The 24609-nt window shown below is 68.3% G+C and carries 23 protein-coding genes; 14 read left to right on the forward strand and 9 right to left on the reverse strand.

Annotated elements, in window-relative coordinates:
• Window positions 1–64: 64 nt before the first annotated feature.
• Window positions 65–1249 (reverse strand): GGDEF domain-containing protein, encoded by a 1185-nt coding sequence (locus ATK30_RS20120; RefSeq protein ID WP_416332746.1) that lies wholly within the window; start codon window positions 1247–1249, stop codon window positions 65–67.
• 324 nt (window positions 1250–1573) lie between these two features.
• Window positions 1574–2833, reverse strand: a complete 1260-nt coding sequence (locus ATK30_RS20125; RefSeq protein ID WP_101436920.1) for an MFS transporter — start codon at window positions 2831–2833, stop codon at window positions 1574–1576.
• Between the two features lie 316 nt (window positions 2834–3149).
• Here ATK30_RS20125 and ATK30_RS20130 point away from each other — a divergent pair, with 316 nt between their 5' ends.
• The gene (locus tag ATK30_RS20130) at window positions 3150–5027 is read left to right on the forward strand and encodes an FAD/NAD(P)-binding protein (RefSeq protein ID WP_101436921.1); all 1878 of its coding nucleotides are present in this window, start codon (window positions 3150–3152) and stop codon (window positions 5025–5027) included.
• On the opposite strand, the gene ATK30_RS20135 is transcribed toward ATK30_RS20130, so the two are convergent.
• From ATK30_RS20135 to ATK30_RS20145, 3 genes are all read right to left on the reverse strand, one after another.
• Complete coding sequence (locus ATK30_RS20135) at window positions 5017–5916, reverse strand: glycosyl hydrolase family 18 protein (RefSeq protein ID WP_101440948.1); 900 nt, start codon at window positions 5914–5916, stop codon at window positions 5017–5019. The two genes, ATK30_RS20130 and ATK30_RS20135, sit on opposite strands and share 11 nt — an antisense overlap.
• 48 nt (window positions 5917–5964) lie before the next feature.
• Window positions 5965–6603 (reverse strand): HNH endonuclease family protein, encoded by a 639-nt coding sequence (locus ATK30_RS20140; RefSeq protein WP_167441956.1) that lies wholly within the window; start codon window positions 6601–6603, stop codon window positions 5965–5967.
• A 152-nt stretch (window positions 6604–6755) separates the two neighbouring features.
• Window positions 6756–7427 carry a hypothetical protein gene (locus tag ATK30_RS20145; protein WP_183123406.1) on the reverse strand — a complete coding sequence of 224 codons (672 nt, stop codon included), beginning with the start codon at window positions 7425–7427 and terminating at the stop codon, window positions 6756–6758.
• A gap of 76 nt (window positions 7428–7503) precedes the next feature.
• Between ATK30_RS20145 and ATK30_RS20150 the strand changes: the two genes are divergently transcribed.
• Window positions 7504–8790, forward strand: a complete 1287-nt coding sequence (locus ATK30_RS20150) for an adenylosuccinate synthase (protein ID WP_009084870.1) — start codon at window positions 7504–7506, stop codon at window positions 8788–8790.
• 51 nt (window positions 8791–8841) lie between these two features.
• Here the strand turns inward: ATK30_RS20150 and ATK30_RS20155 are convergent, their stop codons facing one another.
• Window positions 8842–9339, reverse strand: a complete 498-nt coding sequence (locus ATK30_RS20155) for an OsmC family protein (protein WP_101436923.1) — start codon at window positions 9337–9339, stop codon at window positions 8842–8844.
• A 149-nt stretch (window positions 9340–9488) separates the two neighbouring features.
• On the opposite strand from ATK30_RS20155, the gene ATK30_RS20160 reads away from it, so the two are divergent.
• The gene (locus ATK30_RS20160) at window positions 9489–10391 is read left to right on the forward strand and encodes a TIGR03564 family F420-dependent LLM class oxidoreductase (protein ID WP_101436924.1); all 903 of its coding nucleotides are present in this window, start codon (window positions 9489–9491) and stop codon (window positions 10389–10391) included.
• Here the strand turns inward: ATK30_RS20160 and ATK30_RS20165 are convergent.
• A complete protein-coding gene (locus ATK30_RS20165; protein WP_101436925.1) occupies window positions 10372–12009 on the reverse strand; it encodes a Na+/H+ antiporter in 1638 nt (545 codons plus the stop codon). The genes ATK30_RS20160 and ATK30_RS20165 overlap by 20 nt on opposite strands.
• Before the next feature lie 546 nt (window positions 12010–12555).
• On the opposite strand from ATK30_RS20165, the gene ATK30_RS45065 reads away from it, so the two are divergent.
• Window positions 12556–12711 carry a hypothetical protein gene (locus ATK30_RS45065; RefSeq protein ID WP_158242483.1) on the forward strand — a complete coding sequence of 52 codons (156 nt, stop codon included), beginning with the start codon at window positions 12556–12558 and terminating at the stop codon, window positions 12709–12711.
• A 301-nt stretch (window positions 12712–13012) separates the two neighbouring features.
• Here the strand turns inward: ATK30_RS45065 and ATK30_RS20170 are convergent, their stop codons facing one another.
• The gene (locus ATK30_RS20170; protein WP_101436926.1) at window positions 13013–14548 is read right to left on the reverse strand and encodes an amino acid permease; all 1536 of its coding nucleotides are present in this window, start codon (window positions 14546–14548) and stop codon (window positions 13013–13015) included.
• A gap of 236 nt (window positions 14549–14784) precedes the next feature.
• On the opposite strand from ATK30_RS20170, the gene ATK30_RS20175 reads away from it, so the two are divergent.
• Entirely contained in the window at window positions 14785–15168 is a 384-nt protein-coding gene (locus tag ATK30_RS20175; RefSeq protein ID WP_244194668.1) for a hypothetical protein, read from the forward strand.
• Window positions 15169–15299: 131 nt separating this feature from the next.
• Here ATK30_RS20175 and ATK30_RS20180 read toward each other — a convergent pair whose 3' ends face one another.
• Entirely contained in the window at window positions 15300–16436 is a 1137-nt protein-coding gene (locus tag ATK30_RS20180; RefSeq protein WP_101436927.1) for a glycerophosphodiester phosphodiesterase, read from the reverse strand.
• A gap of 252 nt (window positions 16437–16688) precedes the next feature.
• Here ATK30_RS20180 and purD point away from each other — a divergent pair, with 252 nt between their 5' ends.
• From purD to ATK30_RS20225, 9 genes are all read left to right on the forward strand, one after another.
• Entirely contained in the window at window positions 16689–17948 is a 1260-nt protein-coding gene (purD, locus tag ATK30_RS20185) for a phosphoribosylamine--glycine ligase (RefSeq protein WP_101436928.1), read from the forward strand.
• A gap of 99 nt (window positions 17949–18047) precedes the next feature.
• Window positions 18048–18437 (forward strand): PE domain-containing protein, encoded by a 390-nt coding sequence (locus ATK30_RS20190; protein WP_037354127.1) that lies wholly within the window; start codon window positions 18048–18050, stop codon window positions 18435–18437.
• Window positions 18418–19020 (forward strand): DUF3558 family protein, encoded by a 603-nt coding sequence (locus tag ATK30_RS20195; RefSeq protein ID WP_101436929.1) that lies wholly within the window; start codon window positions 18418–18420, stop codon window positions 19018–19020. The genes ATK30_RS20190 and ATK30_RS20195 overlap by 20 nt, the downstream gene beginning before the upstream one ends.
• Before the next feature lie 9 nt (window positions 19021–19029).
• A complete protein-coding gene (locus ATK30_RS20200) occupies window positions 19030–20664 on the forward strand; it encodes a PPE domain-containing protein (RefSeq protein ID WP_101436930.1) in 1635 nt (544 codons plus the stop codon).
• Window positions 20661–21419: an ESX secretion-associated protein EspG gene (locus tag ATK30_RS20205; protein WP_101436931.1), complete on the forward strand. Its 759-nt coding sequence runs from the start codon at window positions 20661–20663 to the stop codon at window positions 21417–21419. The genes ATK30_RS20200 and ATK30_RS20205 overlap by 4 nt, the downstream gene beginning before the upstream one ends.
• Before the next feature lie 189 nt (window positions 21420–21608).
• Complete coding sequence (locus ATK30_RS20210; protein ID WP_101436932.1) at window positions 21609–21920, forward strand: hypothetical protein; 312 nt, start codon at window positions 21609–21611, stop codon at window positions 21918–21920.
• 22 nt (window positions 21921–21942) lie between these two features.
• Window positions 21943–23082: a transglycosylase SLT domain-containing protein gene (locus tag ATK30_RS20215; RefSeq protein WP_101436933.1), complete on the forward strand. Its 1140-nt coding sequence runs from the start codon at window positions 21943–21945 to the stop codon at window positions 23080–23082.
• Between the two features lie 41 nt (window positions 23083–23123).
• On the forward strand, window positions 23124–24290 hold the full coding sequence (locus tag ATK30_RS20220) for a pyridoxal phosphate-dependent aminotransferase (RefSeq protein WP_101436934.1): 1167 nt from the start codon (window positions 23124–23126) through the stop codon (window positions 24288–24290).
• Between the two features lie 124 nt (window positions 24291–24414).
• Entirely contained in the window at window positions 24415–24600 is a 186-nt protein-coding gene (locus tag ATK30_RS20225) for a hypothetical protein (protein ID WP_101436935.1), read from the forward strand.
• Window positions 24601–24609 lie beyond the last annotated feature (9 nt).

The following is a 24609-nucleotide window of genomic DNA, read 5'->3' on the forward strand; positions in this document are numbered from 1 at the left end:
CCCGGATGGTCGCGAAGGAAGGACCCGGCCGGCCGGGGGAGGGTGCCGGCCGGGTCCGAGGTCGTCAGGCGACCGCCGCGAGTTCCCGGATTGGCGTGACCGAGCCGACGACGCGGTTGCGGCCGCTGTTCTTCGCCGCGTACACGGCTGCGTCAGCCGCGGCCATCACTTCGTCGATGCTTGTCCCGTCCAGCGGGAACGCGGCCACCCCGATCGACGCCGTGCGGTTTTCGATCGCGACCGCTTCGCATTCGTTCGTCTGCGTCGGGATCACCAGCTCGCTGATCCGCTGCCGGATCCGTTCCGCTGTCACGATCGCGTCTTCCTTCGACGTCGACGGCAGCAGCGCGACGAACTCCTCGCCGCCGAATCGGCCGACGAGGTCGTGTGCCCGGGTTTCCTGTTTGACCACGGCGGCAACGGCTTTGAGCACATCGTCGCCCGCGAGGTGGCCGTAGGTGTCGTTGATCCGCTTGAAGTGGTCGAGGTCGATCATCAGCGCGCCGAAGCTGCCGTTCTCGCGCTCGGCGCGGGAAATCTCGCGCTGCGCGCCCTCCTGCCAGGTGGTGGCGTTGAGCAGCTGCGTCTTCTGGTCCGTGGTCGCGAGTTCCTCGAGCCGCTTGATCAGCATCGAGCGCTGCAGCACGTACAGCGGCAGGATGACCAGCACCGACAGCAGCGGTTCCTGGTTCAGCACCATCACGAGCAGCCCGCCGACGCACAGGGTCGCCAGTTCCAGCAGGTTGTCGTCCATCGTGCCGAGGCACGATTCGGGCGTCGCCTTCGCCGGGTCGGTCAGGTACAGGCCAAGGCCGGTCAATGCGGTGTTGACCAGGAAATAGCCGAGCGCGCCCGCCACCACGGTGGTCACGCTGTGGCCGTCAGAGAGGTGTCCGGCCAGCGCGGCGCCGAAGCCGGACAGGATCATCGTGGTCGCGTTGGCCGCGACGCGGTGAGCTTCACCGGGGCGCGTGCCGTTCCAGCTGCGGAACGCCAGATAGACGTAGATGATCACGCCGAGGGCGGCCACCAGCTGCGGCGGCACCAGCAGCGCCGCGGGGAGCAGCCACACCGAGGTGACGGTGATGTGCGGGCCCTGGCTCAGCATCCGGCGCTGCCGCTCGATCTGCCGCGTGACCTCGGTCTGCGCGATCGCCAGGCCGGCGAGCATCGCGAGGATGCCGAACTGGCCGAGACTGACCGGGAACACCAGCGTGCTCACCACGGTGAGCACCACCGTGACGGCCATGCTCGTCAGCGTGACCGCGACCCACTGCCGTGGCCTTGACCAGAGCGACCACCGGGAAACCGCGTCGCGCAGCCCCAGAGCTGAAAATTCCCCCAATGTGACCATTCTTCCCCCCGGGTCTTGCGCGGATCTCCAGTGACACTCGCCTTACGCACAGTTTCAGACCGTTTGCCGCCTGTCCACAAGGGCCTTAGGTGTGTACATTTTTCCCGAACACGCCGGATGAAGGGTGACCAGCGATGCGCAGCAAGGAACAGTGACCGCGTAGCAGCACCGCAAGGTCGCGCAGGTCAGAGCCTCACGCGCGGGGCATGCCGGGGCTAGTCAGGCAGGCTCGGCGCGTGTGGCTTCCTTCGCTGACCCCTCTTCGGCCTGCCCGGAAGCAGTCCGCTGCCACGCGATCGCGAGCGGAATCGTGATCAGCAGGCCGGCCAATCCGAAGATCCCGACGGTTGTCTGGGCGCTCACGTGGTCCGCGATGACCCCGCCGATCAACGGCGTCACGCCCATCGTCGTGGTCAATCCGGTGTTCGACAGGCCCATCGTCTGTGCCCGGCTCTCGTCCGGGACCGCGACCGTCAGCGAGGCCGTCGCCTGCAGCAGCGCGATCGTGCCGAAGCCGCCGGAGATCACGAACAGGATCACCGAGACGATCGGGCCCGGCTGCAGGAAACAGAGCAGCAGCGGGATCGCGGCGAGCGCGGTCAGCGGGCCGATCAGCTTCGGCCGGATCTCGGCGGGCACCCAGCGCGTGTAGACGAACGTGAAGATCACGCTGCCCACCGGGTCGGCGGCGAGCAGGAAGCCGATCATTTCGGACCCGCCGCCCGAGGAGGCGACGTAGGGCGCGGCGATGCCTTCGTACACCGGCATCAGCCCGGCGAGCCACGTGAAGACCATCAAGGACCGCAACGCGCTGGTCGCGAAGGCGACCCTGCCGCCCGCGCTCAGCGACGAGAAGAACGGCTTGCGCTTTTCGCCGCTGGCAGCCGCGGGGCGGGCTTTCAGCCCGAAGCGGAGGAAGAGCGCCGAGAGCACGAAGGTGCCCGCGTCGAGCACCAGGGCGAGGTGGGCGTCCACCGCGAGCAGCAGCGCGCCGCCGCCGGCGAAACCGAGCAGCTGCGCGGACTGGACCGTCATGCTCCGGATGCCCATGCCGACCACGAATCGGTCGCCTTCGAGCACCTGCGGCAGCAACGCCAGCTGAGACGCCTTGAACGGCGGATTCAGCAGCGAAACACAGCCGACGAGCACGCATAGGGCCCAGAACGGCAGTCCGGGGATGGCAACGCACAGAATCAGCACCGCGCGCGTGAGGTCGACGGTGACCATGACCGCCCGGCGCGGGAAACGGTCGGCGAATCCGGTGAGGAAGATGCCGCCCAGCAACGACGGGAAGAACGTGAGCGCGTAGGTGAGGCCGGTCAGCGTCGCCGAACCCGTATTGGCGTAGACCAGGACGGACAGCGCGACCCGCGCCAGCTGGTCACCGGCGATCGACAGCAGTTCGCCGAACCACATCGCGCGGAACTCGGCGACTCCGAACACCTCGCGGAACGTGACCCGGTGCGGTGCTGTCGTCATGCGTGTTCTCCCCGCTGCTGTGCGCGGACTGTGCCGCACTAGTGACCAACGGGTGACCCTAGAACCTCCTGGTCACGGGTCGGTCACACGAAGTGAGTTGTCAAGCTCAGTGTCTCGTGACTGTTGGTGATTCTCTAGGTTCTTTCGCCGGTATCCGACAGGTCACGATCAGTTCGCCACGTGTCCAGACGATAGCGCTCCGCACTCCCCTCCGGAGTCGGATCGTTCTTTGTGGTTTGTGACACATCCGTTCAGGTGGCCGTCCGCAGAGTGGAACGTCCGCCGCGGTGCCGGCCAGCCGCGTAGCTTCGCCCGGGTGACCGCTCTCCCGACGTTCACGCTCGCCATCGTGGGCGCCGGACCTCGCGGGGTCGGCGTCCTCGAACGGCTGTCCGCGAACGCCGACGGCCTGCTCGGCGACCGGCGCGTCGAAGTCCACCTCGTCGACCCGTTCCCGCCCGGCCCCGGCCGCGTGTGGCGGTACGAGCAGTCGCCGCTGCTGCGGATGAACTCGATGCCCGAGGACGTCACCGTGTTCACCGACGACACGGTGCGGATCGACGGTCCGGTGCGGCCGGGTCCGTCGCTGATCGAGTGGGTGCGGAAGGTGCGCGCGGGCACCCTGGAGTACCCGGTGCCGGACGACGTCCGCGCCGAGTTCGAGACGCTCGCGTCCACGGATTTCCCGACCCGGCGGCTGCAGAGCCGGTACCTGGAGTGGTTCTACCGCAAGGTGGTGGCCGAACTGCCGCACGGCATCACGGTGGTCGAGCATCTCGCCACGGCCGAAAGCATTGACGACGACGAGACCGTGCGGCTTTCCGACGGCACGACCGTGTCCGCCGATGCCGTGGTGCTGACTGTCGGTCACCTCGACGCGGTCCCCGACTCCCGGGAACGCGAACTGGAGGCGTTCGCCGAGCAGCACGAGCTGTCCTACTACCCCGCCGGCTACACCGCGGACGTCGACTATTCCGCGGTGCCCGCCGGAGAACCGGTGCTAGTGCGCGGTTTCGGGCTCGCGTTCGTGGACCTGATGCTGTTGCTCACGGAGGGTCGCGGAGGCCGGTTCGAGGAACTGCCGTGCGGCGGTCTGCGCTACCGCCCGAGCGGTGCCGAGCCGGTGCTGCACGTCGGTTCCCGGCGCGGGGTGCCATACCACGCGAAGACTGGCTACCCGTTGCGCGGGAAACCGTTGCAGTTGCCCAGATTCTTCGACCAGCGAGCCATTGACCGGCTGACCGGTCCGCTCGATTTCCGCGCGGACGTGTGGCCGCTGATCGCGAAGGAACTCGCCTGGGCGTACTACACCGAGCTGTTCACCGGACATCCGGATCGCGTGCGCATGGATTTCGCGGTCTTCGCGGACAAATTCGCCGACCTGCCGTGGGGAACGTCCGAAATGGACGCTCTGATCACGGCTGCGGTGCCCGCTTTGGAGGACCGGCTCGACCTGGAGCGGTTGGACCGCCCGTTCGCCGGCCGCCGCTACGATTCCGGTGAGGAATTCGGAAAAGCGGTGCGGAAGTACATCGAGTCCGACCTCGCACGCCGAGCGGACGCGCACCACAGCGCGGACCTCGGCGCGTTCATGGCTCTGTTGTCGGTGATCGGCCAGTTGCCCACGCTGCTCGCGACCGGACGGCTGACCGCCGCTTCGCAAGTGTCCGATATGGACGGCTGGTTCCACGGCTTCTTTTCCTACTACGCAAGCGGCCCGCCGCCGCGTCGTCTCGAAGAACTGCTCGCGCTCGAGGACGCGGGCGTCGTATCGTTCCTCGGCGCGGACATCTCGATCGCCGCTGACGAGACCGCCGGAACATTCGTCGCGTCCAGCGCCAGCCATCCGGACACCGTCGCCGCGCGTACGTTGATCGAGGCGCGGCTGCCGGAGGCGAGCGTCCCCCGAGTGTCCGATCCGCTGTTGCGCAGCCTTCGGGACGCCGGTGCGCTGGCTGAGGAAACCGTGCCGGATGTGGACGGTGCGACCTTGCCGTCCGGACGGATCGCCACGACGCTCAGCGACTTCCGGCTGCTCACTGTGGACGGATCGCCGCATCCGCGACGGTTCGCGGTGGGCCCGCACACGAGCGTCCGTTCGGCGGGGGCCTTTACGCGTCCGCGCACGAACGCGATCTCGTTCCGGCAGAATGACGCACTGGCAAGGGAAATCCTGCGGCTGGCTAACCCTTGACCGTCGGCGCGATCTGCTGCGCCCATTCCCACGGTGCGGCGGTGTCGCCGGGCAACGAGTTGAAGTACTCCCAGCCGTCGATGCCACCGAAGTCCGAGTACTTCTGGACGAGACTGCTGACGGTGTTCTTCAGCGTCGGCATGTCGACGTAACCGTTGCAGTTAGCGGGATTCGTGACCGTTCCGGCGACGACCTTGCTCGCCGGGACGACGCCGTGGCTGATGATCTGGTCGTAGCCTGACGTGTCCGCCAGCGAACCCCAGCCGCAGTAGAACTGGGCGTTGAACCAGGAAATCTGGTCGCCGCGCTCGCGGTAGAGCCGGTCGTAGTCGAGGCCGGACAAGCCGCCCCCGCCGCTGAGTTCGGTCGCGACCGGCGCGAGGGTGATCAGGAAGTCCGGGCCGAAGTCGCTCCGCAGCGCGTCGATCACCCGGTTCAGCGCGTCGTTCGACATCTGCTCCTCGACGTCGAGGTCGATGCCAGACAGCGAATGGTCGCGGATCAGGTTGCGCAGCAACGGATAGTAAGTGTCGAAGTCCTGCTCGAGACGCTGGAAGCTGCCTTTCGCGGCACCGCCGACGAAGGCGAGCGTGTGCACGCCTTTGCTTCGCATCGTGGCGAGATCAGCCCACATCTGCGAGAACTTGGCGTCCGACGGCGGATCGTCGTTGAGCGTCATGGTTCCGCCGTCGTTGAGGTGCACGGCTCCGACGATCACGTCAGTCACGCCGGTGTCGTGGTCGGTGAGGCCCAACGGGGAGAGGTACGACCCGTTTTGGTGCGTCGTTTGGTAGTAGACAACAACTCTGCGCCCGGTCGCCGCCGTGGCCGGGGCTGCTCCGCAGGCCACCAGGAACACCGCCAGCACCGCCGCCGTGATCTTCCTCATGGTCCGGACCATAGGACGGCGGCGGCGCCCGCGGTAGGGCCGATCGGCTCAGCAGCGGCCCAGCATGTCCGTCAGCGCAGACTTTTCGGCCGAATTCACGGTGAGCTTGAACTTGTACTTGACCGTCACCCACATCTTGGCGTAGGTGCACCAGTATCCGGTGGACGGCGGCTTCCACTGGTCCGGCGACTTGTCGCCCTTTTCCTGGTTCACGTTGTCGGTCACCGCGATCAGCTGCGGGTCGGACAGGTCATTGGCGTAGGCCTGACGCTGCTCCTGGGTCCAGGACGAGGCGCCGGTGCGCCACGCGTCGGCGAGCGGCACCACGTGGTCGATGTCCACATCGGACGGTGAGCTCCAGGTCGCCCCGTCGTACGGCGAGGTCCACTTGCCGGACGTCGGATAGCAATCGGAGCCGACCTGGACGTTCGTGCCGTCACGCTTGAGCACCATCTCGCGCGTGTTGCAGCTGTTGCCCTGGTCGATCCAGTGCGGGAACTTGTCGCGGCTGTAGCCGGTCTGCGAGCCGTCCGGTTTCACCGTGAGACCGGCGAGCTGGCTCTTCGCAGTCTCCGCCGACGGAATGCCCGGCGGGGTGGCGTCGGCGACGCCGACCGTGATCGAGCCGAGCAGCGCGACGCCGGCCAGGACGGTCAAGGAATTGCGAACTGTACGAGTGGTCGGCATCTTGCTGCCTTCCTGGTCAGATGCGGGACTGATTCACCTTTGACCACGAAAGTGGCGTGTGCAACACCGTCAGGTGACAGCAAACCGACCTTCTGTAAACGGAAGGTCACCGAGAGTCCAAGTTCGCTTGAACCTCGCCCGGCGCCGCCGGGTCAGCCGCGGACCGCGCGGAGGTCGGCCGTGTGCCGGTACCAGGTCCGCCGGGTGATCTCGCGATCCTGCGGGACACCGTCGATGACCAGCGAAGACGTTGGCACGCAGCCGAGCTGGAAGGCGCGGCCGCGATACGTCGCGGACCGTTTGAGGAGCTTGCCGCGGGTGATTCGGGCGGTGACTCCGGAGTCGTCCGGTGCGACCTCGATGCCGGAAACCGAACCGTCGAAAGCCACCTGTTCGTCGCAATACGCTTGGCCCTTGACATCGCGCAGGGTCGCGTGCCCGAGCAGCACGCCGCCGGTGTCGTCGCGGACGAGGGAGATCTCGGCGTCCTCACCCTTCCAGGCGAGTGCGAACGCCTCGTCCGGGTCCGAAGGCAGCCGCCAGTGCGCGGCGACGCGAGAGCCGGACTCGGCGGCGACGAAACCCACTGACACGCCCGGGAGGAGTTCGCGGCGCATGAGACGCACCACCACGGCGGCGAGGTCGGCGTCGGTGCCCAGCACGACGAGCCGGTCGTGTTCCCCCAGCAAGGGGTCGATTTCCGCCTTGCCTGGACGGGGTCCGGCGTGCACCAGCGGGACGTCGCCGAGCCGCGCGGACAGATCCGCCGAGGCGCCGCAGGCCACCACTATTCCGCGCACTCCGGCGTCCTCCGTTAAAGTCATGCACCGGCATTTACCAGCGCCACCCGTGCCCCCGTCCGGGGTCACTATTCCTATTGCCGAACACCTGGAGTGTCACATGCCGGCCATCGTGCTGATCGGTGCCCAGTGGGGGGACGAGGGCAAGGGCAAGGCCACCGACCTGCTCGGCGACCGCGTCCAGTGGGTCGTCCGCTACCAGGGCGGCAACAACGCGGGCCACACGGTCGTGCTGCCGAACGGCGAGAACTTCGCGCTGCACCTCATCCCGTCGGGGATCCTGACGCCGGGCGTGACCAACGTCATCGGCAACGGCGTGGTCATCGACCCGGGCGTGCTGCTGGACGAGCTGGCCGGTCTCGAGGAGCGCGACGTCGACACCAGCAAGCTGCTGATCTCGGCCGACGCGCACTTGATCATGCCGTACCACGTGGCGATCGACAAAGTCACCGAGCGCTACCTCGGCAGCCGCAAAATCGGCACCACCGGCCGCGGCATCGGGCCGTGCTACCAGGACAAGATCGCCCGCGTCGGCGTCCGCGTCCAGGACCTGCTGGACGAGAAGATCTTCCGGCAGAAGGTCGAAGCCGCCCTGGAGTTCAAGAACCAGGTGCTGGTCAAGGTCTACAACCGCAAGGCGCTCGACGCCGACCAGGTCGCCGACGAGGTGCTCGCGGCGGGCGAGAAGTTCGCGCACCGCATCGCCGACACCCGGCTGCAGCTGAACCAGGCGCTGGAGCGCGGCGAGACGGTGCTGCTGGAAGGCTCGCAGGGCACGCTGCTCGACGTCGACCACGGCACGTACCCGTTCGTCACGTCGTCGAACCCGACGTCCGGCGGCGCGAGCGCGGGCTCGGGCATCGGCCCGGGTCGCATCACGACCGTGCTGGGCATCCTGAAGGCGTACACGACCCGCGTCGGCTCCGGCCCGTTCCCGACCGAACTGGACGACGAGTCCGGCGAGTACCTGCGCAAACAGGGCGGCGAGTTCGGCGTCACCACCGGCCGCTCCCGGCGCACCGGCTGGTTCGACGCGGTGATCGCCCGCTACGCGGTGCGGGTCAACGGAATCACCGACTACTTCCTGACCAAGCTGGACGTGCTGTCCGGCCTGGAAAAGGTCCCGGTGTGCGTCGGCTACGAGGTGGACGGCTTCCGCACCTCGGACATGCCGATGACCCAGACCGACGTGCACCACGCGGTCCCGATCTACGAAGAGCTGCCGGGCTGGTTCGAGGACATCTCGCACTGCCGCACGTACGACGAACTGCCTGCCAACGCGCGGGCCTACGTCGAGCGGATCGAGGAACTGTCGGGCGCGCGGGTTTCGGCGATCGGCGTCGGTCCCGGGCGGGAGCAGACGATCGTGCGGCACGAGTTCGCCTGAGTTTTCGGCTTGAGCGGCCAGGCTGGTTTCGTACCGGCCTGGCCGTTTTCGTCAGCGAACCGTTGTGGTGACTGGGGTTTGGTTGCGGAAAAGGTCGAGCACCGGGCAGTGCTCGTCGACCGCGCGGCGGAGTTGTTCGTAGGCTTCGGGCGAGGCCGGGCCTTCGAGTTCGACTGATACCCGCACGTCGCTGAAACCTGGCCGGGTCGATTCGTCGAAGCCGAAGAAGCCGTGCAGGTCCAGGTCGCCGTCCACCTTCACGCGCACGGCGTCCAGCGGGATGCCGAGGCGGGCGGCCCAGAACTGGTACGTGATCACCTGGCAGGACCCGAGCGCGGCCAGCGCGTATTCGACCGGGTTCGCTGCCTGGTCGGTGCCGCCGAGCGCGGGCGGCTCGTCGACGGTGAACGCGTGGTCGCGCACGCGAACCTCCACCACGGTCGCGGTGTTGGCGGCCAGCTCGTGGTCGACGCTGAACGACACCGCCGCGTTGTGCCGGTCTGTCTGCACGGCTTGGCGGGTGCCGTCGATGACGTCGGTCAGGGACATCCGTCCTCCTGGAGTCGTCGGGCGTCCAGGGTGCGGGTCTGCCGGGGCGTCGGGCAGGGTCTCTCGTCGGCTGAGAACGCGGCTGACACAAAGATGCGCGCCTGTTTCGGCTGGTGAGAAACCGGTGGTACGCCTGAATACTTGAAGACATGAGCGTCGGACTGACTTTGCCCACCCTGCCGCGGGCGCACATCACGGTGACCGAATTGCTGGACCAGGCACGCGAGGCCGAGGAGGCTGGTGCGGCGTCGATCTGGTTCGCCCAATTGCCCTTGAGCCACGACGCGCTGGTGGCGGCCGCGCTGGCCGGACAGGTGACCTCTCGGGTCGAAATCGGCACTTCCGTCGTGCCGATTTACCCGCGGCACCCGCTGGCGCTGGCGTCCGCGGCTCGCACGGCGAGCGAGGCGTCCGGCGGGCGGTTCACACTCGGCATCGGTCTTGGCGCCAAGAACTTCCTCGAACCGGTCTATGGCACGCCGTACCCGCCGCCGGTGCGGCACTTGCGGGAGTACCTGACCGTGTTGCGCGCAGTGTTCGCTGGGGAACAAGTCGACTTCGCTGGCTCGACGGTGGAGGCGCATCTGACGGAGCCCGCGCCGGCGGTGCCGATTTCGGTGCTCGTCGCCGCGATGGGGCCGCAGGCGTTGCGCGTCACCGGTGAACTGGCCGACGGCACGTTGCCGTATCTGGCCAGCCCGCAGGCTCTCTCGAACCTGATCGTGCCCGGGATCGGTCCTGGCAAGCGGGTGGTCGCCGCCGTTCCAGCCGTGGTGACCAGCGACGTCGACGCGGTGCGCGAACTCGCGGCGCGGGAACTCGGTTTCTACGGTTCGATCCCGTCGTACCAGCGGGTGCTTGCGGCAGGTGGCGTCGAAAACGCGGCGGACCTGGTGCTGATCGGCGACGAGGAGACGGTCGCCGCCGGCGTGCAGCGCTATTTCGACGCTGGCGCGACCGACGTGTTGCTCACCCAGACCGCCCTGCACACCGACGAAGACCGGCGGCGCACCTGGCGGCTGACGGGCGAACTCAACTCATCCGGTTCGTAAGGGTTGTCGTCACGGACATTTCCTCCAGGTCGAGTTCGCGCAGGACCTTCTGCAGGACGTCGTCGTCAAGGCGGCCGGCGCGGTTCTCCTCGATCATCGCCGCACGCTGGGTGATGAGGAGTTCCCGCCGCGCCTTGGCGAACTGCGCCTGCGGACTGTCGCGGCGCTCCTCGCCGGACAGCGTGATCGCGGCCTGCGCGAACCGGTACCGGGTGTCCACGACGCGTTCCAGCCGTTGCTCGAGCCGCTTCATCTTCTCCGGCTCCATGTCTAATGTGGACAGTTGGTCGCGGACAAGCTCGTGCAGCCGCTCGTGCGCGGCTTTTTGCGCGACCTTGCGCGCGGCCAGCTCTTCGGCCTGATCGCGGGCATCCTCGTCCGGGTCTTGGACTTTGAGCAGCCGGATCAGCGGTGGCAGCGTGAGGCCTTGGATCAGCACGGTCCCGACCGCGACGGCGAACGCGAACAGCTGGATCTCGGCGCGACCGGGAGTGTCCGCGGGCACGCCGGACGCGGCTGCGATGGTGACGACGCCGCGCATGCCGGTCCAGGAGATCACCGCCAGCGACCGCCAGGGCGGCGGATCATGCTTGGTGCGCCGGAGAAGTTGCAGTGACCGGGGCAGGTAGCTGGACAGGAAGACCGCGGGTATCCGCACGAACATCGTAGCGAGCAACACGATGATCGCGGACAACGCGAGCGTCCCGTTGTCCCGCGCGGCATGCTGCGCCCCGTCGAGCACGAACGGCAGTTGCAGCGCCATCAACGCGAACACCAGTGCCTCGAGCATGACGTCGATCGACGCCCAGACAGACCGGTCCTGCACCCGCGTCGCCGGCGATGCGCGCAACGACCGGTGCCCGAGGAACAGCCCCGCCGTGACGACCGCCAGCACGCCGGACCCGCTGAACGCTGAGCCGAACGGATGCAGATGTTCTGCGGTGACGTACGCCGCGAACGGCACCACGATCCCGAACGCCGATTCGAGCAGCGGATCGTCCAGCCTCGTGCGGATCAGCTCGACGACCCCGCCCGCGACCAGTCCGACGAGGACGCCGACCACCGTCGCGACGGCGAAGACCGCGAACCCGTGCCCGAGCGATCCCGCCGTCCCGGCCACCGCCGCGAGCGCGACCTTGTACAGCGTGAGTGCGGCCGCGTCGTTGACCAGGCTCTCGCCGGTGAGCACCGTCATCACGCCCCGGGGCAACCCCAGCCGCCGTCCGATCGCGACAGCAGTGACTGCGTCCGGCGGAGACACGACCGCCCCGAGCACTAGCGCTGAGGCCCACGGCAAATCGGGCAGCAGCAGGTGCACGACGAACGCGATCACGAACGCGGTGGCCACCACGAGCAGCACGCCGAGCGTGATGATCGGCCGCAAGTTCGCACGAAAGTGGGCGATCGAACTCTCCAGCGACGTCGAGTACAGCAACGGCGGCAGCACGACAGTCAGGATCAGTTCCGGCTCCAGCTCGACCCGCGGAACGCCGGGAATCAACGCGACCCCCAGCGCGACCACCACGATGAGCAGCGGCGCGGACAGGTTGAACCGCCGGGCGATCGCAGTCAGCCCGAGCGACCCGGCGAGCACGCCGACCAGCGTCAAGGTCTCCATGCTTCGCATCTTGACTCATGGGTCGGAGGAGGCACGGATGGTGTGGGTTCGTGTCGGGACTCCCTTCGGGACGAGGTGGACGGGTGGGTTGCGGGCGGAGGGCGGCTTGTTGGTGGGCTTCGTGAGGCGTTGGTGAGCGGGTCCTTTCGGGTCAGCGGTATCGGGCTCGGCGGCGGTTGGCGGATGGTGATGGGCGGAGGCGGATCGACGCGGGCATCGCGCCCCGCCGTTCGGGGGGCAGCACCTGCGGCCTGGTGGCCGGGTCGGGTGGCGACCCGGCATCGACGCGGTGGCTTGGCGGACGGCGACGGCCAGGAAGCGTCGCGCCCGGGTGGGTCACGGGGTGGACGGGACAGCCGCCTTGCATTGAGGCGGAAACCGTGGGCGGCGCGAACGTCGGAATGGTTGGTCGTAGTGAGTCAAGCCGCCCGGCGACACCGCAAGTAGCGGTTGACCGTGGGCAAAACGGCTCTGCCGAGGCAGTCGCGGGCAGGCGACGGCGGGCGAGCCCAGCGATGCTGTGGCAGCCGGTCCGCCTCGCCGCGGATGAACCGGTCGGGCGACGCGGTCGGCACACGGCGGTTCGGCGAGCGGCCGACCAGACTCCCGTTCGCAGGCTCCGATCAGGCGCTCGGCGGAGCGATGTCGGACCGGACGACGCCGCTGGACCGTGCGATGCCGGACGGCGCGCCGCTGGACTGAACGCCGCTAGACGGCACGCTGCCAGACCGTGCGATGCCAGACGGCACGCCGCCGGACCGTGCGACGCCGGACGGCGCGCCGCTGGACCGAACGCCGCTAGACGGCACGCTGCCAGACCGTGCGATGCCAGACGGCACACCGCCGGACCGTGCGATGCCAGACGGCACGCTGCCAGACCGTGCGATGCCAGACGGCACGCTGCGGGGCCAAGCGAAGCCGGGCAGACCGGCACCAGGCGAAGGGACGCCAGGCGAAGCGACGCAGGGTGGAGAACGGTCGGCAGTCTCGAGAACTCGCGGGACTAGCCGAGCTCCTTCAGTTCCTTTTCCACGGCGGCCAATTCCTCCGCCGAGCCCTGCACCTTCGGGCCGGTGAACCACTTCCGCGCGGACAAGACCCACCACAGGGCCGCTCCTCCCAGCACCACCAGGAAGGCGATCGGCGTGTAGTTGAACGTGTCGACCGTGATGGGGCTTGCTTGCGGCAGCATGAAGAGCACGAAGATCACCACGACCCACGCCGTCGCGACGATGCCGATCGGTTTGCCCCAGCGGCCCAGGTTCCACGGGCCTTTCTCGAAGCTGTCGCCGCGGCGGACGCGGAGGAAGACCGGGATCACGTACGCGACGTACAGGCCCACTGTCGCGATCGAGGTGACTGCCGCGTAAGCCGTCGCGCTCCACAGGTACGGCAACGCCAGCACCAGTGCGCCACCGGCCGCGAGCCATACTGCGTTGGTCGGGGTTTGGGTTCGTTTGTTGATGTTGTGCCAGATCTTCGAACCCGGGATCGCGCCGTCGCGGGCGAAGGCGTAGATCATGCGGGAGTTCGCGGTCACTGACGCCATGCCGCAGAACAACTGTGCGCCGATGCAGATCAGGAGCAGGAATTTGCCGGTCACGGCTCCGGTCGCGTCGATGAAGATCTGTGCCGGCGGAACACCCGTGGCCGAATTGACGGCTCCGTCGTAGTCCTGGATCGCGAACGTCAGGCCGATCAACAGGATCCAGCCCGCGACCAGCGACACGAGGATCGAGTTGATGATTCCGCGCGGTCCCGCTTTCGCGGCGTTCTTGGTTTCCTCCGTCATGTGCGCCGAGGCGTCGTAGCCGGTGAGGGTGTACTGCGCCAGCAGCAAACCCAGCAAGAACACATACGGCGCGGAACCCCAGCCGGTCTGGTTCACGAAGCTGCCGAACACGAACGACGCTTCCTGATGCTTCGCCGGCACGAACACGAGCACGCCCACGATCACCAGCACGCCCAGCAGATGCCACCACACGCTGACGCTGTTCAGCACCGCCACCACTCGCACGCCGAAGGTGTTCAGCGCCCCGTGCACGACGAGAATGACGGCCAGCAGCAAAATCGTGTGCCCCGGCGTCGCGCTGAAGCCCCACTGCAGATCGAGGAACGCGTTGAGGAAGAGCGCGGCTCCGAAGTCGATGCCAGCGGTGACCGCGATCTGCCCGATCAGGTTGAACCAGCCGGTGAACCACGACCACGCCGGGCCGTTGCGGGTCGCCAGCTTCGCCGCCCAGTAGTAGAGCCCGCCCGCGGTCGGGTAGCTCGAGCACACTTCCGCCATGCCCAGCCCGACCAGCACCACGAACAGCCCGACCATCGGCCAGCCCCAGATCATCGCCGCCGGGCCGCCGGTCTTCATGCCGAAGCCGTACAGCGTGAGGCAGCCGGACAGGATCGAGATGATCGTGAACGACACGGCGAAGTTGGAGAACGCCGACATCGTGCGTTTGAGTTCCTGCGCGTAGCCGAGCGCGTGCAGGCGAGCGCTGTCTTCGTCGGGTTGGCCGGTCTGCTGGTCGGAGACATCCATCGGGCACCCACCTGAAAGGTATGCGGACAGACCATTGAGAGTGGGCAGAAGTTAGCCCTCTCCGTTCGCGGGTGTCAAGGTTTCGCTGGTAGCTGGGCGAAAGCTCCTCCGAACGGCGCAGGGCGGTCCGGGTTTCGGTGATCATCATGAACCCAGTATGTCGAACTGATGTTCGAGAAAGCATCACTCGAACCGGTCATCTGTGGGTGGGTGAGCACGCAGGCCATGATTCGCCGGTGAACGCCGAAGACTTGGTGGCGATTGAACTCGCTGAGGATGAGCGCGAGGTGCTGCGGTGCGGACTGGCTGAATGGGGCGGACCAGCGCACTGCACCGAGGCGCTCGCGGTGGCGATGGACTTTCGGAGCGTGGCTGATCTGCACGAGGAGAGGTTCCGGCTGCGAGCGGCGCTCGTCGCGGGTGATCCGCTGAGTCCTCGGGACTGGCGGCGGCTGATGGCAGCTACCGAAATCGTGTTCGCCAGCGACGTGTTCGGGTCCGGGATGGATTGGCCGATTACGACCGGGTTTTCGGATGAGGAGACGATCGAGATCCTGCGGCGATTGCAACGGACTGTCGCCCGCGCGCTCCGCGGAGCACTCCATCGTCACGATGACTGAGCATCTCGTCCTGGGCGGCACGACGACGCCGGCGGGCAGCCTGTCCACCGTTTCCCGGTGTGAAAAGGCCCGCCGGTGAACACGAACGTCACCGGCGGCCCGAGAAGAAAACCTAAGCCTGCAAACGGAAATCAGCGACCAGTGAAGTCCCGCGCCGACTCCAGTGCGGTGTCCGGCTGGTCGGCGAAGAACCCGTCGACCCCGGCCTTCAGGAACGCCGCTTCCTCCGCGAACACGTTGCCGAACGCACTCGGGCTTGCCGAGGAGCGCAGGTTCGCCGGAAGGAACGGGTTTTCATTGCGGAAGGTGTAGGGCTGCACCTCAAGCCCGGCGCGGTGCGCGTCGGCGATCAGCGTGGTCGGCTTGCCGAGGTTGTCCTGCGCGTCCCGCGGGATGATCTGCCCCTTCTCCGGGCCGAGGTACTTCGCGTACTTCGCGATCTCGCGCAGACCGGCGGGCGTGACCAGGTCGGCGTAGGTGCGCTTGTCGCCCTTCGCGACGAAGTCCGCCGGAGCGCCCTTCGCCTCCGTCAGCTGCAGCAGCGGCACCCGCACCTGCTTGTGCAGCGCCTGCAGGTTCGACACCTCGAACGACTGGATGATCACCGGCGCGTTCGGCCGGTTCAGGCCGTTGCGGTCGAGGATCGACACCAGCTTCGGCTCGGTCGGGTTGCCGATCGACGAGAAGTAGGTCGAGTGCTTGACCTCCGGGTAGGTGCCCAGCGTCCGGTGCAGCTCGCGGCCGAGCCGCTGGGTCAGGTCGAGCACCTCCTGGTACGTCGCGATCCGGTAGCGGCCGTCGTAGAGCTGGTTGTTCGGCCGGTTCTGCGGGATCCGCTCCTTGGCGTAGAGCGTCTTCAGCTCGGCGAGCGTGAAGTCCTCGGTGAACCAGCCGGTCATCGTGGTGCCGTCGATGACCTTCGTCTTTTTGCGCGAGGCGAACTCCGGATGGGCCGCGACGTCGGTGGTGCCGCCGATCTCCGGCTCGTGCCGGGCGACGAGCTGGCCGTCCTTGGTCGGCACCAGGTCGACGTCGACGTAGTCCACGCCCATCCGGTAGGCGAGTTCGTACGACGCGAGCGTGTGCTCCGGGCGATAGCCGGGCGCGCCCCGGTGTCCGACGATCACCGGGCCATCGTGCCGGGGACCGTGCGCGGCCGCACCCGCGGCCGTCTCCTCGCTCGCGGCGGCCGGGCCGATCGCGAGGCCGGCGACGCCGAGCAGGGCCAGGCCGGACAGGGCGAGCACGCCGAGGCGTTTGCGCTTCATGGGGCACCTTTCTCTACCGGGCGATCCGCAGCTCGCCACGACTAACAGCGTCACCCTCACCGCTGCAAGCGTCGGGCGCACGGCACCAGTCGGACGAGTGGTTGACAACCGGGTAAACGGTCGATGGCACCCGAATCCGGACAAGCTTCGCGCGGGGCTGAGCGCGCACCGGACCAGTCGCGTGTCTGGTCCAGTCCGGGGTCGCGGACGGCGCGCTGCCGCCGCGCGACACGCACCGTTACGCTGTCCCGCGTGCGCGTACTGGTAATCGGCTCCGGCGCTCGGGAGCATGCACTCGTCCTCGCGGTGGCAGGCGACCCCGCGGTCACGGCGCTCGCTTGCGCCCCCGGCAATGCCGGCACGACTGCGGTCGCGGAGCAGCTCGGGGTCGAGCTCGCCGAGCCGGAGGCCGTAGCGGCCTTGGCCAAGGAGTGGAAGGCCGACCTCGTCGTGATTGGGCCGGAGGTGCCGCTCGTCGCGGGCGTCGCCGACGCGGTGCGCGAAGCGGGCATCGCCTGCTTCGGACCGTCTGCCGCGGCTGCGCGCATCGAGGGATCGAAGGCGTTCGCGAAGGACGTCATGGCGGCCGCGAAGGTGCCGACGGCTCGCAGCGAGGTTGTCGACACTCCCGCGCGCCTCGACGCCGCGCTTCAGCGCTTCGGGCCCACCTGGGTCGTGAAGGACGACGGTCTCGCCGCGGGCAAGGGCGTGGTCGTGACGCAGGACGTCGAGGTCGCGCGCAAGCACGCGCTGATGCTGCTCGACGGCGGGCACCCGGTCCTCTTGGAGTCCTTTTTGGACGGTCCGGAGGCGTCGCTGTTCTGCTTCGTCGACGGCCGCACGGTCGTGCCTATGCTGCCCGCGCAGGACTTCAAGCGCGTCGGCGACGGCGACACCGGCCCGAACACCGGCGGCATGGGCGCGTACGCACCGCTGCCGTGGGCGCCCGCCGATCTGGTGGACGACGTCGTCGCGCGAGTCGTGCAGCCGGTGGTGGACGAACTCGCCGACCGGGGCTGCCCGTTCTCCGGCCTGCTGTACGCCGGCCTCGCGCTCACCTCGGAAGGCCCGCAGGTGATCGAGTTCAACTGCCGCTTCGGCGACCCCGAGACGCAGGTTGTGCTGGCGCTACTGCGTACGCCGCTGCTGTCCGTGCTGAACGCGACGGCCACCGGGAAGCTCGCTGAGCTGCCGCCGCTGGAGTGGTCGGGCGGCGCTGCGGTCACCGTCGTAATCGCCGCGGACGGGTACCCGGGCAAGCCGCGCACTGGTGACGTCATCACCGGCGGAGAGATCGAAGGCGTGCTTCACGCGGGTACGCGGCGTCGCGACGACGGTGCGGTGATCTCGGCTGGCGGACGCGTGCTGTCGGTTGTCGGCACTGGTAAGACGCTTAAGGCAGCGCGTAAGCACGCGTACGAGACTGTCGAGCGCGTACACCTCGCTGGCTCGCACCACCGCACCGACATCGCGCTGCGCGCGGCCAACGGGGAAGTAACCGCACCCGCCTGAGCGGCTTCTCCACGAAGTTCGCCACGGGTTCACGCGCCGGTTGGTAGCCTCGAAACGGGTCCGTACGGTCACCGTCCGTATCACGGGAGGGGTTAGCGCATGCCGGGAAGCACACCGCTCACCGACCTGGCTTCGTCGGTACCGGCAGCGCCGGGCGTGGCGGACATCGTCGTTGAGCCGGCGAAGCTGCTTGAGGTCGCGCGGGTGGTCGACGAGCAGGTCAGTGCGCTCGAAGACAAGCTCCTCACGCGGCTGGGCGAGCTGCGCGTCGACACTCCTTCGTCGGACACGGTGAGCGTGAACGCCATGGCCGCGTGGAACACCGTTGTCGCGGAAGGCGATCAGTCGTACGCCGCGCAGGTGCGCGCGTACGTCGCCAATCTGCACAAGCTTGTCGGACAGTTGCGCGAAGCAGCGAAGACGTACGAGGCCAGCGACGCGGACAAGGCCGCGGCGTTCGGGGACCGCGGTGCGCACGGCATCCACTAAGCCAGTTCTCGCCGTCGTCGCGGTACTCGGTGTCGCGGGCTGCTCGTCGGGTGAGCAAGGCACCGCGTACCCCGTAGAGCCCGCGATGAGCTCCCTGGCGCAGCAGACGAAAGCCGCCGCACTGCCGCCGCGGCCGTCGGACTTGCCGATCGCCGGGACCGATCCGTGCGATCTGCTCGGGCAGGCGCAGCTCGACCTGCTGAAGGTCACGAGCGTGCCGCGCAAGGCCGCCGAGGCGAAGGACGGGCCCACCTGCGTGTTCGACTCGGACAAGACCGAGCCGTTCCACGCGCTGCACTTGCGGATTGTGAGCGCGGACGTGCAGGAGTGGCTCACCGGATCGCGGCGCAAGAACAGCATGACCACCGCGCCGACCAGCGTCGAGGGCTATCCGGCGATCACGAACTACCGCGCGGCGGGCACGCCTGCCGACTGCGAGGTGCTCGTCGGCGTCGCCGCGGGACAGACCATCGCGGCACAGGAGTTCGCGGTCACCGCGGGCGCGTTCAGCCAGCCGCAGTTGTGCGACATCGCCACCCAGGCCGCCGGCCTGGCCGTGCAGGGCCTGAAGAACCGGACCTAGGGAGGGCGCGTGGAGATCTCCGAACTCGCGGGCAGGATCCGCGACCACCGTTTCGACGGGTGGACCGACACCGCCATCGCCGACGAGATCGAGAAGTTCGGCACCGGCGACGGAATCGCCAGCATCGCCACCGCGGTCGAGGCGTTGCGGGAAATCGCGACCGCGCTCGCGAGCACCGACCACACGTTGCGCGATCAGCTGGCGAAGCTGGGCGTCGAATGGCAGAGCCAGGCGGGCGGACAGGCCGGGCAGGTGCTGTCCGACCAGGCGGGCTTCTCGCAGGACGCGATGCAGAAGGTCACGCACACCGCGGAAATGCTTTTCGCGCAAGGAGAAGCGTTCAACCGCACCAAGTACAAGCTGCCCGATCCGGCCGCGGTGCGCAAAGGCGCAGAGAGCCTCACCCTCCTCGATTCGGTGGCGAGCTTCCTCGGATTCGAGACCGATCACGCGGCCGCGGTGCAAGCCGCGGACAACGCGCGCGGCCAAGCGGTCGAGGCGTTGAACGCCTATGCCCAGCAGAGCGGGGAAAACCTGCTGTCCACCGAACCGCTGAGCCAGCCGCAGTCGCTGACGATGGTCCAGCCCGGCAGCGGGCCGAGCCCGGTCGACCGCGCGGCCGCGGCGGTCGACGTGACACCGGACGGCCAGGTGCGGCCGGCCGCGGCGTCGGTGAAGTCGGAGTACGTTCCCCCGCCGCCGCCTCCTGCTCCGGTTGCGGATCCGCCGACGCCTGCTTACGGCACGCCCTCGCCAGCACCGGCGGCTCGGCCAGCTGCGCCGGTGGTCGCGGCCAGTTACGTGCCGCCGTCTTCGCCTCCTCCGCCGTCGGGTTGGGAGAAGGCACCGGGGAGCACGCCTCGGGTCAGCGAGCCGGGATTGCCTGGTGCGCCTCGGTCGGTCGGTTCCACCGGCGGGCCGGGAAGTTCTGGTGTGCCAAGCACTTCGGGTGGTTCGCGGGTTCCTGGCGGAATGCGGCCCGGGGAGTCCGGGTCGTTTCTGCCGACTGGTCCGCGTGGGACTGGCAGCGGATCCGAAAGCGGTCCGGCTAACCGCGGAACCGTGGGCAGTTCGGAAAGTTTCGGTGGGACCAGCGGATCCGGGCGTTCCGCGGTCGGCGGTGGCTTGGCGGGAAATCCCGGCGGTGCCGCGGGCGGCAGCGGTGGCGGTCACGAAAACCAAGCGCTGCAACGAGGTCGACTGGTCGGCAGTGTCCCGCAGACGCCGCCGGCCCCCGCCGCCGAAACCCCCGGCAATGCCCCGGTCCTGCGCGGAGAAGGAGCGTCGCCCGGAGAAATCGGGGCAGGCGCTGCCGCTTTGGGCGCGGGAGTGGCCGGTGGCGCGCTTTCCGGAGACCGCGAACGGCAAGGCCGAGCGCCGGAAGGTGAGCAGAAAGGTCTGGTCCGGCCGTTGCCGGTGGACGAGCTTCCCGAGGAAGAAGCCGTCGCGCTGCGGAAAGCCGAGCAGATCGCGCCGAAATCGGGCGGCGGTGACGCCAAATTCCTCTCCGAAGCCGCGCCGCAGGAAAGCGACGACGAGCACGTGCGCCGCTTCGGAGTGGATGACAAGGATCTGTTCGCCGACGGCCGGATGGTGACGCGCGACGTCCTCGGCGACGGCACGGGAGACGTGCGCCGGCCGTGAACCTGGTACTGACCGCCCTCGAATTCGATGTGCTGTGGGAATCGCTGGACCTGGGCGGGCGTCCGGCCGCGCTCGCGGTTCCGTCGCCGGGGCGCACGCACAGCGAACGGGCCGAACTGATCGAGTCCGTCTGGGATTCGCTGGCGCAGCGACGGCTGGCGCGCGGCCGCCGTCCTTCTGGGACGGTGCTCGACCAGCTGCATTTGCTGGCGCGTCCGAGGGAAGCGGTGGACGTGTGGGTGTGGGCGGACCGCGAGATCCACGGCCGGGCGGTGAGCCGGGGCAGCCAAGCCGTGCTCGCCGTGGTCGACCGGGACGAGGTGTGGCTGATTCCCGCTGACGCCAGCGCGCTCGCCGACGCCGTGGTGTCGGTCGCCGGATCGCTCGACGCGGGCGTCGGCCAGTCGGTCTCGGTACTGCACAGCACGCTCATCGCCGCCGACGCGGCTGCCGCTGGTGATCCGAAAGCGCTGGTCACGGCCTTGGAGGACCGGGGCGTGGCGTTGTGGGAAGCGCAGGAGCTGGCGGGCATGCTGATGGGCCAGGCCGCCCGCGGCCAGTTCTGCGCGGAACGCGTGCTGCGGGACGGAACGGTGCGCCGGTCACCGCACGTGGCGGCGTTTTACGACACCGATTCCGGGCGGTATCTGTTCCAGCTCACCGACGATTCGGACGGCCACACCTGGGCGACGGTAAGCCCGGCGGACAACGCGGTGCTGGCGGAGCGGGTGCGGGAGTTGCAGGCCGCGATTTGACGCCTTGAGGCAGACCGTTTTCTCCCGTTTTGACCTTGCTCTAACCCGGTTCGGGGGTTCGCGGCCGGAAGTCGCGAAGAACTGCACACGGCACGCGTCCGAAGTCTTAGAGTAAACACGGGAACCGACCTGGGGAGTGGAACGTCCGAACTGGTCGGGAAGCGAGTGTCGCGAAGGGGATGACGAACGGTGCCTGTCTACGACCCGGATTCCATGGCCATTGCCGCCAGGAACGTGGAGAAGCTGAAGGACGAGTTCGAAAAGTCCAAGAAGCACCTCACCGGCGTTGACGACGAGCCGGAAAGCCCGTTCGGCACGATGGGCGGCTCGAAGGACGTGCACAGTGCGGTCGGCACATTCAAACAGGGCGTGCACAGCGAGTTCGACGCGGCCGGGAAGCTGATGGAGGCGACCGGCTTCATCCTTCGCAAGGCCGCGGGGCTGATCCAGGAGACCGATCAGGTCCACAAGACCGACCTGACTGTGCACGAAGACCGCTGAGCAGGCACGAGGGGGCAAGAGCATGGCGCTGATCGACTATCCGCCGAACTGGCAGGGCGTTGTCGACAAGGCCCAGAAGGTCGACAAGATCAACCCGGTCGCGATCAGCAACGCCGGGCAGCAGTTCAGCGAGGCTGCGAAGCGGGCAGGCGACCACAGTCAAGAACTGAAGTCGTCCACCGATGCTTTGGCCGGTGGGGTGTGGGAAGGTCCGGCGGCGGACTCCTTCGTGGAGTACGTCCGGCAGATCACCACGGCGGGCGCCAAGGTGCAGGGGCATCTTGACGACGTCGGCAAGGACCTGACCCAGCTGTCGAGCGACCTCGGCGGGATCAAGGCCAAGGTCGGCCACGCGATGGACGACGCGAAAAAGGCGATCGACGACTGCATCCAAAAGGCGACGAAGGCCGCACAGGACGCCCAAGCCGCGCAGGCCGCGCACGCGAAAGACGAGAAGAACCCGGCACCCGCGAAGTCCGCCGACCAGATCATCGCCGAGGCGAACGCCGCGAACCAGAAAACGGCGAGCGACGCCGAAGCCACGATCGACCCGCTGCTGAGCCAAGCCGATGACATGGTCAAGAAGTCGCAAAACCTGATGCAGACCCAGATCACCGGCGGCTACTCGGAGGTCCCGCTCCCCAACTCGGACGGCACCGTTCCGCAGAGCACCGGCGGTCTGCACACCGGCCATGGCGGTGGCGGTGGCGGCGGGGGCGGTCACCACGGCGGCGGTGGCGGGGGTGCCAGCGGTGGCGGCGGCGGTCTCGGCCCCAGCGGCGGTCCGCCCTCCTCTCCTCCGCCCGGCAACGTCCAGCAGTGGATCCAGGAAGCGATCAAGGAGCTGCAGGCCGCGGGCGTGAACGTGACCGACGCGGACATCAAGAACATCTGGGCGATCATCCAGCACGAGTCCGGCGGCAATCCGAACGCGATCAACAACTGGGATTCGAACGCCGCGGCCGGGCATCCGTCCAAGGGCCTGATGCAGTGCATCGACTCGACGTTCAACGCGCACAAGCTGCCCGGGCACGACAACATCTACAACCCGGTCGACAACATCATCGCCGGCGTGCGGTACTCGATCGACCGGTACGGCTCGCTCGGCAACGTGCCGGGCATCCAGTCGATGGCCCACGGCGGCGCGTACCAAGGCTACTGACGCCACGCCCCGCGCGCGGGCTCGCCGGTTAGCCTGGCCGCATGGTCGACATCGGTGCTTTCGGCGGGCCCGCGTTGCGGGCAGGCGTGCCTCCTTTCCACGTGATGGACGTGCTGTCCGCGGCGCAGGCGCGGCAGCGCAGCCACGGCGACCTGATTTCGCTGGCCGCCGGGCAACCCTCAGTGCCCGCTCCGGCGGCGGTGCTCAGAGCAGCTCAGGAAGCGCTCCAACAGCACACCCTCGGCTACACCGAACAGCTCGGCATTCCTGAGCTGCGCGAAGCCGTCGCGGGGCATTACCGGCGCACCTACGACATCGACGTGACCGCGTCCGACGTCGTGATGACCACTGGCTCGTCCGGCGGGTTCCTGCTGTCGTTCCTCAGCGCGTTCGACCCCGGCGCGCGGGTCGCGATGGCCCGGCCCGGTTACCCGGCGTACCGGAATCTGCTGAGCGTCCTCGGCTGCGAGGTCGTCGAGTTCGCGACCACCGCCGAGACCAATTTCCAGCCGACCGTCGAGCAGCTCGACCAGCTCGGGCCGATCGACGGGCTCATCGTCGCGAGTCCCAGCAACCCCACCGGGACCGTGCTGCCGCCGGGCGAGCTGGCCGCGATCTCCGGCTGGTGCGCCTCGCACGGCGTGCAACTGATCAGCGACGAGATCTACCACGGCATCTCGTACGGCGAGCAGCTCGACTGCGCCTGGCAGTACGGCCGGGAAGCCTTGGTCCTCGGGTCGTTCTCGAAATACTTCGCGATGACCGGCTGGCGGCTCGGCTGGATGCTGGTGCCGCAGCGGCTGCACCGCGCGGTCGACGTCCTCACCGGCAACTTCACCATCTGCCCGCCGGCGGTTTCGCAGTACGCGGCGGTTGCGGCGTTCACGCCGGAGTCGTACGCCGAAGCGGACGCGCACGTCGAGCATTACCGGCGCAACCGCGACCTGCTCTTCGCCGGCCTGCGCGAGATCGGCCTCGACAAGCTCGCTCCGGCCGACGGCGCGTTCTACGCCTACGCCGACGTCTCCGACCACACCACCGACAGCCTGAGCTGGTGCCAGCGGCTGCTCGCCGACACCGGCCTCGCGATCACCCCGGGAATCGACTTCGACCCGGTCGACGGCGGCCGTTACGTGCGGTTTTCCTTCGCGGGCGCGAGCGAGGACGTGACCGAGGGGCTGCGCCGGCTGGGCGGCTGGCTGGGGTGAATCCGGTCAGGGGGAACCCGGAGATACCCCTGAACGTTGGCCTGAACGAGAGAGTTTCCGTCGTACGGATGGCACGCTGGAGGGCACCGGGCCGACGTGGCGCGGAAACGGCATCGGAGGAGCCATGTTCTGGAAGATCGTCGGAGCGCTCATCGTCGCCTGGATCGCCTTCATGGTGCTCGGGTCAGTGATCGGCTTCGTGTTCAAGGCCGTGCTGTGGATCGGCATCATCGGCGGGGTGCTGTTCCTGGGCACCGCGGCCTACGGGGCGATCACCGGGAAGAAGCAGTCGAAGCGGATCACCCGCTGACCGGCGCCG

The organism is Amycolatopsis echigonensis, from assembly GCF_002846615.1.
Classification (GTDB): domain Bacteria; phylum Actinomycetota; class Actinomycetes; order Mycobacteriales; family Pseudonocardiaceae; genus Amycolatopsis; species Amycolatopsis echigonensis.